12 protein-coding genes, 1 tRNA gene and 1 riboswitch are annotated in these 14,063 nt (G+C 70.7%); of the genes, 4 read left to right on the plus strand and 9 right to left on the minus strand.

What is annotated here, in order from left to right; genetic code table 11:
* Positions 1 to 14: 14 nt before the first annotated feature.
* A complete protein-coding gene (locus tag CFW40_RS16005; RefSeq protein WP_088798540.1) occupies positions 15 to 665 on the minus strand; it encodes an ATP-binding protein in 651 nt (216 codons plus the stop codon).
* A gap of 200 nt (positions 666 to 865) precedes the next feature.
* On the opposite strand from CFW40_RS16005, the gene CFW40_RS16010 reads away from it, so the two are divergent.
* The 3 genes from CFW40_RS16010 to CFW40_RS16020 all read left to right on the plus strand — a co-directional run bounded on the left by CFW40_RS16010 (position 866) and on the right by CFW40_RS16020 (position 2,312).
* Complete coding sequence (locus CFW40_RS16010) at positions 866 to 1,711, plus strand: helix-turn-helix transcriptional regulator (RefSeq protein WP_088798541.1); 846 nt, start codon at positions 866 to 868, stop codon at positions 1,709 to 1,711.
* Positions 1,711 to 1,920, plus strand: a complete 210-nt coding sequence (locus tag CFW40_RS16015) for a DUF397 domain-containing protein (protein ID WP_088798542.1) — start codon at positions 1,711 to 1,713, stop codon at positions 1,918 to 1,920. Before CFW40_RS16010 ends, CFW40_RS16015 begins: the two co-directional genes overlap by 1 nt.
* A gap of 89 nt (positions 1,921 to 2,009) precedes the next feature.
* On the plus strand, positions 2,010 to 2,312 hold the full coding sequence (locus tag CFW40_RS16020; protein ID WP_176956493.1) for a hypothetical protein: 303 nt from the start codon (positions 2,010 to 2,012) through the stop codon (positions 2,310 to 2,312).
* A gap of 106 nt (positions 2,313 to 2,418) precedes the next feature.
* On the opposite strand, the gene CFW40_RS16025 is transcribed toward CFW40_RS16020, so the two are convergent.
* Both CFW40_RS16025 and CFW40_RS16030 read right to left on the minus strand, forming a co-directional pair.
* Positions 2,419 to 3,375 carry an aldo/keto reductase gene (locus tag CFW40_RS16025; protein ID WP_088798543.1) on the minus strand — a complete coding sequence of 319 codons (957 nt, stop codon included), beginning with the start codon at positions 3,373 to 3,375 and terminating at the stop codon, positions 2,419 to 2,421.
* A gap of 77 nt (positions 3,376 to 3,452) precedes the next feature.
* The gene (locus CFW40_RS16030; protein ID WP_088798544.1) at positions 3,453 to 4,577 is read right to left on the minus strand and encodes a M23 family metallopeptidase; all 1,125 of its coding nucleotides are present in this window, start codon (positions 4,575 to 4,577) and stop codon (positions 3,453 to 3,455) included.
* An 11-nt stretch (positions 4,578 to 4,588) separates the two neighbouring features.
* Positions 4,589 to 4,771: riboswitch (cyclic di-AMP (ydaO/yuaA leader) on the minus strand.
* Between the two features lie 256 nt (positions 4,772 to 5,027).
* On the opposite strand from CFW40_RS16030, the gene CFW40_RS16035 reads away from it, so the two are divergent.
* Positions 5,028 to 6,203, plus strand: coding sequence for a DUF2332 domain-containing protein (locus CFW40_RS16035; RefSeq protein WP_088798545.1), 1,176 nt, complete (start codon positions 5,028 to 5,030; stop codon positions 6,201 to 6,203).
* Between the two features lie 72 nt (positions 6,204 to 6,275).
* Here the strand turns inward: CFW40_RS16035 and CFW40_RS16040 are convergent, their stop codons facing one another.
* The 6 genes from CFW40_RS16040 to CFW40_RS16065 form a co-directional block, all read right to left on the minus strand.
* The gene (locus CFW40_RS16040; protein WP_088798546.1) at positions 6,276 to 7,421 is read right to left on the minus strand and encodes a PP2C family protein-serine/threonine phosphatase; all 1,146 of its coding nucleotides are present in this window, start codon (positions 7,419 to 7,421) and stop codon (positions 6,276 to 6,278) included.
* Between the two features lie 753 nt (positions 7,422 to 8,174).
* Positions 8,175 to 8,247, minus strand: a tRNA-Lys gene (locus CFW40_RS16045).
* A gap of 178 nt (positions 8,248 to 8,425) precedes the next feature.
* Positions 8,426 to 10,627, minus strand: coding sequence for a DEAD/DEAH box helicase (locus CFW40_RS16050; protein WP_088798547.1), 2,202 nt, complete (start codon positions 10,625 to 10,627; stop codon positions 8,426 to 8,428).
* A 330-nt stretch (positions 10,628 to 10,957) separates the two neighbouring features.
* The gene (locus tag CFW40_RS16055; RefSeq protein ID WP_256331448.1) at positions 10,958 to 11,506 is read right to left on the minus strand and encodes a hypothetical protein; all 549 of its coding nucleotides are present in this window, start codon (positions 11,504 to 11,506) and stop codon (positions 10,958 to 10,960) included.
* Positions 11,507 to 11,855: 349 nt separating this feature from the next.
* Positions 11,856 to 13,436, minus strand: coding sequence for an IS1182 family transposase (locus tag CFW40_RS16060; RefSeq protein WP_088798548.1), 1,581 nt, complete (start codon positions 13,434 to 13,436; stop codon positions 11,856 to 11,858).
* 230 nt (positions 13,437 to 13,666) lie between these two features.
* Positions 13,667 to 14,017 carry a metallopeptidase family protein gene (locus tag CFW40_RS16065; RefSeq protein WP_088798549.1) on the minus strand — a complete coding sequence of 117 codons (351 nt, stop codon included), beginning with the start codon at positions 14,015 to 14,017 and terminating at the stop codon, positions 13,667 to 13,669.
* Positions 14,018 to 14,063 lie beyond the last annotated feature (46 nt).

Below are 14,063 nucleotides of genomic sequence, written 5' to 3' on the forward strand. Positions count from 1 at the left end.
CCCCATCAGCACCCCTAACCCGCGACGCCGCACTCACCCTCGAAGCGCATTTGCGCATAATCGAGAACCGTATCGGGATCACGCCCCTGCGCCTGTAGCCAACGAAGAACTCTAGCGATGAGACCGACAGCCGCCGCCTCCTGAGCAACAAAGTGCAGCGGCCGTCCTTGGGTTGCCCGACCCGGCATACCCTGACCGGAGGACGGGGGTACTCCTACTCCCGGCGATTGCAGACCGTCCGCGCCACGGACCTGAGTCGTGCACGATGCACTGATCTCACACCAGGTGGTTTTGCCGTGCGCGGCAGCCGTCACTCCCCAACGGTCCGCCATGGCCGCCACCAGACCCAGCCCTCGCCCAGTTTCCGAGGTAGGCGCGACACCAAGGAGCCTTGGGAACCGGCCGCTCTCTGCATCCCGAACGGAAATGCGCAGCTGCGCATCCCTCACCATGACCGACAGGACAGCGGAAGCCCCTTCACCTACATGGTTGATGACGTTGGTGGCCAGCTCGCTGACACAGAGTTGCGCCGCATCAACCACTCCCGAAAGCCCCCACAGTTCGAGGTAGAGGCTCGTCAGACGGCGTAACTCGGCCACCGCTGCCGGCCTCGCAGTGAAGGGGTGGACCCACTCCGTACTCGACATGCGGTGGGTGGCATTCATCTGGCCCAGCTCCTTTGCTTGCCCACGACCCCGACGTCACGCCTGGCCATCAGGTGATGACTTTCAGTTCCCCTGGGTGCGATAGTGGCAGGGCGTATCCCTTCATGCAATGTGCACAGCGGGATTCGCTCTATCGAGTGATTGGCCCGTACCTGCTCTCACAGCAAGAATGAACGCCCGTCAAAACAAGGAGAGTTGCCGTGGCCGGTTCGCCCACCGCTCGTCGTCGCCGACTTGCGATCGAGCTGAAGAAGCTCCGTGAGGACCACGGACTCACCTGCAACCAGGTGGGCGAGTCGCTGGACTGGAGCGGATCCAAGGTCAACCGCATGGAGACCGGCCAAGGGCGCGTCCAGCCGTCAGACATTGAGGCGCTGTGCCGCTTCTACAACACCACTGATGAGCTACGCGAACTCCTCAAGGACCTTGCCAAGCACTCCAAGATGCGGGGTTGGTGGCACGCATACGGCAGCGCCGTACCGACTTGGTTCTCCGTGTACGTCGGCCTTGAACAGGCAGCCTGCAGCTTGCGGACCTACGAGGCCGAGTTCGTGCCTGGGCTACTGCAGACCGCGGATTACGCCAGGGAGCTCCACCACGCTACGGCCCAGCCAAGTCCAGACGACGTCGAGCAGATGATCGCCGTGCGCATGGAGCGGCAGGCACTCCTCACCGCTCCTCAGGCACCAGATTTGTGGGCGATCCTGCACGAGAGCGTCTTGCGGCATGTGATCGGGAGCCGGTCGGTGATGCAGGCCCAGTTCGAACGCTTGCTGAAGATGGCGCAGTTGAAGAACGTCACGGTTCAGGTGCTGCCGTTCAACTCGGGTAGCTACCCGGCAACAGGGGCGTACACGATGTTGGGGTTCCCTGAGCAGGAGGACCCGGACATCGTCTATCGCGATGGCCTGACAGACGCTGTCTATCTGGAGCAACCCAGCGACATCGCGCAGTATGCAAAGGCATTCGACAACTTGCGGGCACTGTCCTTGAGTCCGCAACAGTCCAGTGCCCTCATTACCGAAGCGATGCAAGGACTCACCTGATGACTCACACAGCGCCTCTCGTCTGGCACAAGAGCAGCTACAGCAATGGCTCCGGCGGCAACTGCATAGCGACGGCGACATCCGACGAATCCACCGTCCTGGTTCGAGACACGAAGGTTCCCGGGGGCCAGATCCTCAACTTCACCTGCGGGGCATGGCAGGACTTCGTCGCCTGCGTGCAGCACCCGGACTGGAACGTCCGCGCCTAGCGCGGTGCATCACACAGAGCATCGTCTGAGCCCCATGGACTCTCCACGTAAGGTCGTCACAGTTGTCCCCTGATGTGGAGGTTTCCGTGATGGCCGGCGTACCGACGAGTGTGATCGCAGCAACCGGCCTGGTAGGCGGCTACGCCACCGCCCGCTGGACCAAGAAGCGGCCGCTCGGCGGGGTGGCGCTGGCGGTGGCCGGGGCGGTGGCGGCCAAGGGGTGGCAGGAGAAGGCGGGGAGCGCGACGGCGGCGGCGCTGAGTGGGGCGTATGTGGCGGCGTTTGCCGGGTCGCATCCGTTGGCCAAGAAGATCGGGGCCTGGCCTTCGGTGTTCGCGGTGGCGGGTGGGGTGGCGCTGGCGTCGTGGGTGGCGGTCGACCGCCGGAAGTAGAGCGGCGAGGAGCGCGGGGAGGGGGCGGCGGCTGTGCGGGCCTGGGGCCCGCCTCCCCGGCCCGGCCCCACCCTGGGGTCCGCCCCCTCCCCGCCTCTGAGTTGGTTCAGGCGGACGCCTCGTCCAGAAGCGCCAGTTCCGCCTCCGTCAGCGTCAGGTCGGCCACCGCCAGCAGCGCCGGCAGTTGCTCCACCGTCCGGGCGCTGGCGATGGGGGCCGCGACGGTGGGCCGGTCGGCGAGCCAGGCGAGGGCGACGGTGGCCACCTCGGCTTCGTGGGCCGCGGCGACGGCGTCGAGGGCCTGCAGGACGCGCCGGCCGCGGTCGGTGTCCACGTGCTTGGCCGCGCCGCCGGAGCGGGCGCTGTCGACGGTGGTTCCCGGGCGGTACTTGCCGGTCAGGAAACCGGAGGCGAGGGCGTAGTACGGAACCGCGGCGAGGCCGTGGCGGGCGGCTGTGTCGGCGAGTTCGCCCTCGTAGGTGTCGCGGGAGACCAGGTTGTAGTGCGGCTGGAGGGCGACGTACCGGGCCAGGCCCTCGCGGGCGGAGAAGGCCAGGGACTCCTCCAGGCGCTCCGCCGAGATGTTGGACGCGGCGATCTCGCGGACCTTGCCGGCCCGCACGAGGTCGTCGAGCGCGGTGAGGAATTCCCCGACCTCGACCGATTCGTCGTCGTAGTGGGTGTAGTAGAGGTCGATGTAGTCGGTGCGCAGACGGGTGAGGGAGTGATCGACCGCGGACTTGATGGTGGCGGCGGACAGACCCTTGTAGTCCGGGTGGGCACCGACCTTGGTGGCGATGACGACATCGGAGCGATTGCCGCGGGAGGCCAGCCAGTTGCCGAGGACGGTCTCGGATTCGCCGCCCTTGTTGCCGGGGACCCAGGCCGAGTAGACGTCGGCGGTGTCGATGAAGTTGCCACCGCCCGCCACGTAGGCGTCGAGCACGGCGAAGGATGCGCGCTCGTCGGCCGTCCAGCCGAAGACGTTGCCGCCGAGGGACAGCGGGGAGACGGAGAGCGAGCCCAGGGACTGACGATTCCGGGGAGTGTGTGTCGCGGTCATACGTGGTGGCAACGTCGGGGGGAGCGGAGTTATTCCCTCCGTTCCCTCTCCCCCCGACGGCACCTCCCGTCAGGCGTTCACACCTTGATGCCGTGATCGCGCAGCCACGGCATGGGGTCGATCGGGTCGCCGGCGCCGGGGCGCACCTCCAGGTGGAGGTGCGGGCCGGTGACGTTGCCGGTGGCGCCGACGCGGCCGATGACATCGCCCGTGCCGACCTTGCCGGAGGTCTTGACCATCGAGGACAGGTGGCAGAACCAGAGTTCGGTGCCGTCGTCGAGGGTGAGGACGATGCGGTAGCCGTACGAGCCGGCCCAGCCGGCCTGGGTGATGGTGCCGGAGTGCACGGCCTTGACGGGAGTGCCGGCCGGCGCGGCGAAGTCCTGCCCGGTGTGGTCCGCGGCCCAGCGGTCGCCGGCCTGGCCGAAGCTCGCGGTGAGCGTGAACGAGGAGACCGGAGCGATGAAGTTCTTCGCCAGCTTGGCGAGGCGGGCGGCCTCCGCCTTCTGACGGGCCGCCTCTTCGGCCTCGCGCTTGGCCTCCAACTCGGCCGCCTTCTTGGCTGCTGCGGCCTTTTCGGCCGACTTCTGGTGGGCGTCGGCTGCCTGGACGGCCGTCTGGAAAGCGGTGTGCTCGGCGGTCTCACGGGCCTCCTGCTCGGCGGCGCCCTGCTGCGCGTCGGCCTGCTGGAGGATGCGGCTGCGCAGCGCCTCGCCGGCGTCCGCGCCCGAGTCCGAGACCGAAGCCACGCCCGCGCCCGAGTCCGAGGCCGAAGCCACGCCCGCGGCGGAGTCCGAGGCCGAAGCCGCGCCCGTATCCGTGCCCTCGTCCGATATGAGGTCACCGACGCCGGGAAGCGACTTGGCGTCCGGCAGCTTGTCGGCGACGTCGTCGGCCATACCGCCGACGTCGGGCATCGAAATCGGCACCGGAGGGCGGCCCTCGGCCGTGGCCATGCCGCCGGCACCGACCGCCGCGATGACGCCGACGCCCAGGACCGTGCCACCGCGGGCGAGCCCGCCGCCACGCTGCTTGGCCACCCGGTGCTTGCCGCGGACCGAGCGGACGGAATCCTCGGTGGGATTCCATTCCTCCCACGGCCCGTCGTTGATGTTGTCCGCATGACCGGGGCCCGGGAAGGCACCTCGGTCATCGAGGTCGTAGGCGGACGGACCCTCGGGGGCAGGCCTGTTGGACGCCACGGGGGCGCTCTCCTTTCCTTCCTTCTCGCCTACCGGGTTAGCTGACGGGTTCGGAGCAGGAAGGTCTCCTACGGGCGCCCGCTGGCGGAGAGCGTCCGATTCACCCCAAGGAAGTGGTTCCCCGGTTCCCTTGGTGCAGTTCGAGGTGCTGGAGGTGCGTGAAAAGCGCGTGCGGGATTCGGCGTCTGCGCACGGTGCCGCCTCTTGCGACGGCTGGGACGACCGCGCTGCGTTATCGGACAGTAATAGAGAACGCAGTCGAATTCCAAGCCTTCCCGGGATTTCGTAGCGGCCTCCCAGGAGCTTTGGCCTGGACTTTTTCGGCCAGCATGGCTGCAAACCGGGCGAGTTGACCGTCCGCGCCTAAACGATCTCGCGGCGATTGTGCACCAGTCGTTATGCGGAGGGGTGCCCCTCGGTTACGGAACGTGAGAGCAGTAACGTCGGATCATGGCCGTCAACGCGGGGAACACCGGGAACACCCGTCACGTCGAACGCACCGTGGTCGGCACATGGGGGTTGGCGGAGCGGTACCGGGAGTTCTCCTGGCGCCAGGCGCGGGGGCGGTCCGCGGCGCATGAGGAGCTGAGCGCGCGGATCAGCCACGACCCGGAGCTCTGCGATCTGGTGTCGGGGTCGCTGCCGGCCGGCGGCGCACAGCAACCGGAGCTTCTGCTCGCCACCGTCCGCTATCTCGACGGCCCGCACGCCGAGCTGGGGCCGCGCGGCGAAACCGCGTACGGCCGCTGGCGCGAGTGGACGGTACGGCACTGGAACGAGGTGCGTGCGGTGATCATGCAGCGCTCGCCCCGGACCGACGAACCGGCCCACTGCGCGACGCTGCTGCCGCTGCTCGCCCGCCTGCCGCAGCCGCTGGCGCTGCTGGAGGTCGGCACGTCGGCGGGGCTGTGTCTGCATCCCGACCGCTATCGCTACCGCTACCTGCGCCGGTACGAGGGCGACGGGGGAAGCGGCGCCCCGCTCACCGAGGCGGAGGCAGCGGCGGAGGCGGAGGCAGGGGCGCCGGAGAGCCCCCTGGTGCTGGAGTGCCGTACGGGGTGGACGGCTGACGAGCTGCTGCCCGGCCGGGGCCGGATGCCGCGGATCGTCTGGCGGGCCGGTATCGGCCTCGACCCGCTCGACCCGGCTGCCGAACCGGACGATCTGCGCTGGCTGCAGGCGCTCGTATGGCCGGGCGACGAGGAGCGCGCCGCGCGGCTGTCCGCGGCCGTCGAGGCGGTGCGGCCGGCGCCGCGGCCACGGCTGGTGCGCGGCGATCTGCTCCAGGAACTGCCCGCGCTCGCCGCCGAGGCGCCGCCCGGGGCCACACTGGTCATCTTCCACAGCGCCGCGCTGGCCGACCTCGCGCCCGCCCGCCGCGAGGAGTTCACGCATCTCGTACGGTCGCTGCTGCGCCGACGGCCCGGCGGCGGCCACTGGGTCTCCCACGAGCACCCCTCCGTCCTGCCCTGGATCCCCGCCCCGGCGCGCCGTTCGCCGCATCCGGATGACGCGCGACTGCTCACCCTCGCCCTGGACGAGCGCCCGGTCGCGCTCACCGGCCCGCACGGTGAGAGCCTGCACCGGTTCCCGGGGGCGGAGGGCGTGGCGCAGGGCATGCCGTAGGACGCGCCACGCACGGCCTGCCGCAGGGCCGGGCGAGCCATGCCGGGACACGCCCTGCCCTGCACGGCCTCCCTACGCGCTCATCGGCCGCTGCACCGCCAACAGGGCCATATCGTCGGCCGGTGCGCCGCCCGTATGCCGTGCGACATCCTCGACGAGCATGTCCAGGAGGGCGTCCGGCCCCGGGAAACGACGGCCGCGCAGTCTGCTCGCCGGTTGGTAGAAGCGGCCCAGCAGGTCCCGGGCCTCGGTCACCCCGTCGGTGAAGAACAGCAGCAGGGCGCCGGCCGGGAAGAACGTTTCGTCCGACCGGTCCGGCCAGCTCGCCACGTCGCCCATGCCCAGCGGCAGCGCCGGTGCCGCGGGCACCAGCTCACGCACCCCGCCGTCCAGGGTGAGCAGCAGCGGGGGCGGATGGCCGCGGTTGAGCACACGCAGCACGGACTGCCCGTTGGCGGGGATCTCGGCGAGGACGGCAGTGGTGAACCCCTCGAACTGGTCGAGCCCCGCGCGCCGTCCGCCCTCCCGCTGCAGCGCCCGCTCCAGCCGGCCCGCCACCGCCTCCAGCGTCGTCTCCTGCTCCGCCGCCTCGCGGAAGGCACCGATGACGATCACCGCGGCCTCCACCGCCTCCAGCCCCTTGCCCCGTACGTCGCCGACGATCAGCCGTACGCCGTGCGGGGTGTCCTGCACCGCATAGAGGTCGCCGCCGATCCGGGCATCCGCCCGCGCGCCCACGTAGCGGGCGGCGACGCCGAGGCCGGCGAGCCGTTCGGGGGGCGTGGGCAGTACGGCGCGCTGGGCGGCCTCCGAGATGTCCCGTACGGAGGCCAGATGGGCATCGCTCCTCTGGACGCACCGGTTGAGCCCGAGGGCCAACAGGGCGACCACGAAGACCATGACGCTCTCCGCCACGGACTCCTGGTAGTCCTCGAGGGCGCCGCGGTAGGTGACGGCCCAGATCTCGCCGAGCACGGCGGCCAGGGACGTGACGGCGGTACTGCGCAGGGAGGAGAGCGACGCGGCGATCAGCGGGGCGGCGCAGAAGAAGGGCGCGGCCGTATAACCGGCCGGCGTGACGACACCCACGACGAGGCCCCCGGCGATCAGAAGGGCGGGAAGCAGGCGCACCAGCCGACGGCCGGACAGCTTCGTCCGCCGGCCGCGGCGCACCTGCCGCCCCGCGTCGTCCCTGGGGCGCACTTCGTCCTGGAGCATCCGCACCGGCCTCTTCCCACTCCCGCCCGCCTACGAGCACCGTGGTGGCGGCCGCGTCGACGTCCCCAGCGTTTCCGCTACGGCGCCGGGCGGCGAATCCTCGGGGGCCGGATGGGTCACGGCGGGGTCCGGGTTGGCCCCGCGGCCCATCCCTGTGGGCTGAACATGACGGGCTTGGTCACCGGATCCGAAGAGACCGTGTCGAGGGCTCGGGGCCTGCCGCAGGGGCTGTGGCCCAGCAGCGAACCTCCGGCCTTCTCACTCCGGCCGGCGCCACGCCGGTTCGGGGAAGTCGTCGGTGCTCACCGCGACGGTTTCGGCGAGGGACAGAAGGTCCTCGTAGATTTTGCGTCCGTACGTCCACCCGATCACGCGGCTCCCCTCAATACGCCACCCGAACCGGGTCGTCTCGAAAACGCTTGATGCTCTTGCGGACTTCGAACGCGGTCGGTCATCCGTGGCTTCCGTGTTGATGGCGTTGCCTGCGCCTTGGGATCTCGTCCCCACGTGGTTTGCACCAGCTGCTGTCCGCCATCGTCTCCCTCACGTGCGTGCACCAGCCATCGATTTGACGGCCCATTGACGCGATCCAGAGATCCTGCAGACGGCTTCGTGGTGCAGGGAACGTCCCTCGCATAATCGCCCCGCTCTCGGGCCAGCAGCGGCCCAGCAGCCCCCGTCCCAAGCCCCCGAGAAAGACAGCGGCCCCGCCGCCCGGACACTCCGTTCCAGGCGGCGGGGCCTTGGTCTCTGTGGGCCATCAGGGGCTCGAACCCTGAACCAATGGATTAAAAGTCCACTGCTCTGCCAATTGAGCTAATGGCCCGCACCGAGCAGCATAGCCCGAGGATGTGCCGCAGCCCGAAGGCATTAGGGATCGGGCTGCCCGGCGGGGTGCCGCGGGGCCTGCCGGCGCACCGGGCGGGGCGCCCCGCTCGCCCCTCAACACGCAGGGCCCGTACGGCACTTGAGTGCGTACGGGCCCTGCGGATCAGCGGATGTGATCAGCCGTTGCGCTTCCAGCGCGGCTTGTCGTCACGGCGGCCGCCGGAGCCGGTCGTGGCGCCACGGTGGTCATCACGGCGGCCGTACGGACGGTCGCCGCCGCCGCGGTGGCCACCGGAGGACGGGCGGCCACCGGAACGGTCGTCGCGGTTGAACGGACGGTCGCCGCCGCCGGAGCGGTAGCCGCCGGAGGAACGGCCGCCGGAGCGGTCGTCACGGTTGAAGGGGCGGCTCGGACGGTCGCCGCGGTCACGGTTGAAGCCACCGCCGGAGCGGTCGTCACGGCGGTCACGGTCGAAGGAACGGCCACCGGAACGGTCGTCACGACGGTCGCGGTTGAAACCGCCACCCGAGCGGTCGTCACGGCGGTCGAAGGAACGGCCACCGGAACGGTCATCGCGGCGGTCGCGGTTGAAGCCACCACCGGAACGGTCATCGCGACGGTCACGGTCGAAGGAACGGCCACCCGAGCGGTCGTCACGACGGTCACGGTCGAAGGAACGGCCACCGGAACGGTCGTCACGACGGTCGCGGTTGAAACCGCCACCGGAACGGTCATCGCGACGGTCACGGTCGAAGGAACGGCCGCCCGAGCGGTCGTCACGACGGTCACGGCGGTCGAAGTTGCCCCGGTCGTCGCGGCGGTCGAAGCCCCGGTCGTCGCGGCGCTCGTCCGACGCGCCGGCCTGGGCCGGTACGGCGGCCTCGGCGGCGGCCTCGGCCTCGGCGGTGACGGCTGCGGCGGCAAGCGCCTCGGCCGGGTCCTCGCCCCGCTCACGGGCGGCGCGGGCGGTCAGCCGGTCGGCCTCCTCGCGCAGCTCGGTGGCGCGGCGCTGCAGGCGCTCCAGCTCACGGGTGAGTTCGGCCACCTCGCGCTCGGCCTGCCTGGCCGAGTTGTTGGCACCGTCGGCCTGGACCTCGGTGAGCGAGCGCGCACCGGTGATCCGGGCGACGTCCTCGTCGAAGGCGCCGGAGCCGCCGACGATGTGGCGCGAGGCGTCCACGCCCGCGTCCTCCATCAGGCGGAAGATCTGGCGGCGCTGGTGCGGCAGCGACAGCGAGACGACGGTGCCGGACTGTCCGGCGCGGGCGGTACGGCCCGAGCGGTGCAGGTAGTCCTTGTGGTCACCGGCGGGGTCGACGTTCAGGACCAGGTCGATGCCGTCGACGTGGATACCGCGGGCGGCGACGTCGGTGGCGACCAGCGCGTTGACGTAGCCGTCCTTGAAGTCCGCGAGCACCCGGGTGCGCGCGCCCTGCGTCATACCGCCGTGCAGCGCGTCGGCCTTCACGCCGGACTCGACCAGCTGCTCGGCGATGCGGTCGGCGCCCAGCTGGGTGCGGACGAAGATGATGGTGCGGCCCTTGCGGGCGGCGATGGCGGCGGTGACCGGCGCCTTGTCCTTCGGCTTCACGACCAGGACGTGGTGGGTCATGGTGGTGACGTTGCCCTGGGCGCTGTCGACCTCGTGGGTGACCGGGTTGGTCAGGTAACGCTTGACCAGGGTGCCGATCTCGTTCTCCATGGTGGCGGAGAAGAGCATCCGCTGGCCGCCGCCGGGGATCTGGTCGAGCAGCTCGGTGACCTCGGGCAGGAAGCCCAGGTCGGACATCTGGTCGGCCTCGTCGAGGACGGCGACCTGGACGTTCTCCAGGGAGCAGGCGCCACGGTTGATGATGTCGCGCAGCCGGCCCGGGGTGGCGACGAGGACGTCGACGCCGCGCTCCAGGGCGTAGATCTGGTTGCCCATGGACGTACCGCCGCAGACGACCTTCATCTTCAGGCCCAGCACGTCGCCGTACGGCTGGAGCGCGTCCGCGACCTGCATCGCGAGCTCACGGGTCGGGGTGAGGATGATCGCGCGGGGCTTCTTCTTCTCGGTGCTGCCGCCGGCGAGCTGCGCCAGGGTCGGCAGACCGAAGGAGAGCGTCTTGCCGGAGCCGGTGCGGCCGCGGCCGAGGATGTCCTTGCCGGCCAGCGCGTCCGGGATGGTCGCGGCCTGGATCGGGAAGGGGGTGGTGACGCCGTTCTGCGCGAGCTTGCGGACGACGCCCTCGGGCAGTCCGAGGTCGGCGAAGGTGACGGTGTCGGTGGCGGCCTCGGCCGCGTCGGTCTCGGGGGCCTCGTCGGCCGCCGTCACCTCGGGGACCGTCTGCTCGTCGAGTGCGGGCATGACGGACTGCTCAGTGGAAATGGACATGCGAAATGCGAAACCTTCCGGAGTCTCGGCACGCGCCCAAACTCCGTGTGTTTCACACGACCGCCTCTATGCGGTCAGCCACGGCAAGGGAGAGAACGCGCCACGCGGCGCGCTTCTGTTCTGGCGCCGGGCAAATGGGATCAAACGATCTACCACCATACGCACTCCGCCCCCCGGATGGCAAATGGCCTTCCGGCCCCTGCCGTCCGCCCCCCTGAGCCCCCCGTGGCCGCACAAGGCTCCGCACCCCGGCGGCCCCCCTCACCCCGGCGGCCGGTACACCCCTTCGGCCCCCTACACACCTTCCGCCCCCTACGCTCCCCTTTTCTCCTACGCCTCTTCCCCGTACGGGGCCGACTGCGACTGCGACTGCTCCGGCGACAGCGGCGAGACGGGAGACGGTCCGGACGCCTGGGAGGTGGGCGGCGGCGGAGCGCTGCTGGCCGGCGGGGTTGGCTGCGCGCTGGGCGTACCGGGCGGGGGCGAGGCCGGCGGGGTGGGGCGGTCGGGGCGGGACGGCGAGGGCTTCGGGTGTCCGGGGCGCCCGCCGTGACCGTCGGAGCCGCCGTGGACACCGTCCGCCCCCGGCTCGGGGCCCGACGGCTGCACGGGCTGGGCCGGCTCACCGGGCCCGGACGGCGTCGGCTTCGCGCCCCCCGGCTTCTTCTTCGCCTTGTCGTCGTCGCCGGCCGGACGCCCGGCGCCGTGATGGCCCATCCGCCGCGGCCCGCCGCCTCGGCCGTCCACGGTCACCCCGCCGGGGCCGGGCAGCCCGCCCTCCCCGTCGTGCCGCGCACTCCTGCCGGACGGTCTCGGTTTCTCCGGATCGCTCACGCTCATACAGCCGGCCAGCGACACGGCCAGCGCGGAGACGGCCACGGCCGCGGCAACGGCCCGGGAGTGCCTGCGGCGCGCCGGCGGGCGCGGCGAGGCGGCAGGGGTGACGGACGGCGACGGGGACGGTGTCGACGTCAGGGGCGAATGACAGGGGCTCGGGCGCACGGCGGGACCTCCGGATCCGGAGCGCAGGGACAGCGGTACGGACTCCCTGCCCAACTCCCGCTCCCCACCCGAGGACACGCACCGGGCCCGGCGGATCGCGCCGAGCACCGCGGACCGGGCCGAGCCGGGGGCCTCCCCGGCCGTACCAGGGGGTGTCTCCGCCTAGAAGGTCGATGAAGATCTTGGTGAGGGGCTGTCCGGCCGTCAGGCCGGACAGCCCCTTCGGTCATGCACCGGCCGGGGCGAGGTGCCAGGTGCCTCGGGTGTGGGTGAGTCCGAGGTTGATCAGTCGGCGGAGGTTGAGGGCGGCGGCCCGGGTGTGGAGCCATGTGTCGTTCTTGATGGTGCCGCGGTAGCGGAGTTTTCGGTTGCCGTGCTGGACGAGCCAGGCGACGGCGCGTTCGACGGGGGGCCGCCAGCGGCGGTAGTCGGCCTGCCAGCCGGGGTCGGTGGCGGTCTGGTGGCGGGCGGCCGCTTGGAGGTTGTGGCCGGGTCGGATGGTCAGGATGCGTCCGGCCCTGGCTTTGGTGCACCGCTCGCGCAGGTGGCATCCGGTGCATAAATCCCTGAAGGAGGCTTTGCGCTGGTGGTGCTGCCCGCCGGGGCCGGACAGGGCCACGGTGTGTCCGGCCGGGCAGGTCACGACGGCGGTGGTGGTGTCGATGGTGAAGTCGTCGAGGGTGAAGCCGCCGGGGACGGCCGGCCGCAGCGGTGCGGGCTTGAGGAACAGCCGGTGCCCGGCCTGGTGCAGGGCCTGGCGGGCGTCGCCGGTGGAATAGGCGGTGTCACCGAAGACGTCCACCGGCGTGTCCTCGTCGGCGAGCAGATCCAGGCCGACGGCGGCCTCGTGGTGCTCGGGCCCGGCGCCGGGCCGCAGGGCGACGGCCGTGTACAACCCGGTCTCGGGCTCGATGGCCAGGTGGGCCTTGAAGCCGTCCTGCTGGTGGGAGCGGGTCTTGTGCACGTGGCGTGCTTCGGGATCGACGGTGGACACGATCCGCTCATGGGCGGTGCCCTGGGTGATGCGCCAGCGTCCGTCACGGCCGTCGGAGTTCTCAGCGGGCTCGACGTCCTGCCCGGCGACCAGGGCCAGGATGCCCACCGCGTTGGCGGCTTTCTCTCCGAGTTGCTGGTCGGGCAGGTGGCCCAGCAGCCGCAGAGCATCGGTGACCAGCGCGTCGACCAGTTCGGTGCGGGCCTGCTCGTCGTTCCAGGCGATGCGGGGCTTGCCCGGGTCGGTGTAGTCATGTGCGGTGCACTGGGCAGCGGCGACCGTGTCGGCGCCGGGGACTTCACGGATCACCGCCCGGACGGCGGCGATGATCTGGGTGACGGTGTCCTGGGTGGCGACCGCGTCGTCCAGCACGGTGGAGTCCAAAGCCCGGCGGTGCTTGCCTTTCAGTACGCCGGTGGCCTTCACGACTTCGCGTACGGCCTCGAAGACGCGGTTGGGGCGGGCGGAACGGGCCAGCCGGCGGCGGAAGTAGGCCAGCAGCGACGGATCGAACGCCATGTCGTGAAGGCCCAGTCCACATGCGGCCTTCCACCGCAGGTCGCACCGCAGTTCCTGGACCGTCTCGAAGTCCGACAGCCCGTGCAGGGCCTGCAGCATGATCGTGGCGGCCAGGATCTGCGGCGGCATGCTCGGCCGTCCGTTCGCCGACGGATACATGTCCGCGAACATCTCAGCCGGGAACAGCTCGCCACGATGCTCGGCCAGGAACGCGAACACACTCCCGGCCGGGATCAGATCCCCGCACGTCTCCCACACGTCCGGCCCGACCATCTCGCCGACCCATTCACCCATCGCCACATGACAAGTCTGGCCCTACCGCTCACGCGGCAGGGCCAGAACCCAAGATCTTCATGAGACTTCTAGGGCGTGTCGTTTGGATCAGGGCGGATCAGGGAGCGGGGTCTGGTGCGTGCGATCGCAAGGCGGAGGAGGGAGTCGACGCGGAGCGTCGGCGACTGACGACAACGCGGCGAGCGTGCGTGCCAGACCCCGCGAGCCCGCCATGATCCAAACGACACGCCCTAGCCGTAGCCGAGCGCGTGCAGCCGCTCGTCGTCGATCCCGAAGTGGTGCGCGATCTCGTGAACGACCGTCACTTCGGTCTCCGCGACCACGTCCTCGCGCGTGTCGCACATCCGCAGCGTCGGCCCCCGGTAGACGGTGATCCGGTCCGGCAGCACACCCGCGTACCACTCCCCGCGGTCGGTCAGCGGCGTCCCCTCGTACAGCCCGAGCAACTCGGGATCGCCGGCCGGGGGCTCGTCCTCGACGAAGACCGCCACGTTGTCCATCAGCCGGGTCAGCTCCGGCGGAATCCGGTCCAGCGCCTCGGCGACCAGTTCCTCGAACTCCTCGCGCGTCATTTCCAGCACACCACCATTCTCCGCCACCCGGACCCACCACCGATCGTCGCGTCCC

The organism is Streptomyces sp. 2114.4 (genome assembly GCF_900187385.1).
Lineage (GTDB): Bacteria > Actinomycetota > Actinomycetes > Streptomycetales > Streptomycetaceae > Streptomyces > Streptomyces mooreae.

Bases quoted from the DNA above. Each gene is read 5' to 3' on its own strand.
- CFW40_RS16005 (WP_088798540.1), bottom strand. From the start codon at position 665: ATGAATGCCACCCACCGCATGTCGAGTACGGAGTGGGTCCACCCCTTC.
- CFW40_RS16015 (WP_088798542.1), top strand. From the start codon at position 1,711: ATGACTCACACAGCGCCTCTCGTCTGGCACAAGAGCAGCTACAGCAAT.
- CFW40_RS16020 (WP_176956493.1), top strand. From the start codon at position 2,010: ATGGCCGGCGTACCGACGAGTGTGATCGCAGCAACCGGCCTGGTAGGC.
- CFW40_RS16025 (WP_088798543.1), bottom strand. From the start codon at position 3,375: ATGACCGCGACACACACTCCCCGGAATCGTCAGTCCCTGGGCTCGCTC.
- CFW40_RS16035 (WP_088798545.1), top strand. From the start codon at position 5,028: ATGGCCGTCAACGCGGGGAACACCGGGAACACCCGTCACGTCGAACGC.
- CFW40_RS16040 (WP_088798546.1), bottom strand. From the start codon at position 7,421: ATGCTCCAGGACGAAGTGCGCCCCAGGGACGACGCGGGGCGGCAGGTG.
- CFW40_RS16050 (WP_088798547.1), bottom strand. From the start codon at position 10,627: ATGTCCATTTCCACTGAGCAGTCCGTCATGCCCGCACTCGACGAGCAG.
- CFW40_RS16060 (WP_088798548.1), bottom strand. From the start codon at position 13,436: ATGGGTGAATGGGTCGGCGAGATGGTCGGGCCGGACGTGTGGGAGACG.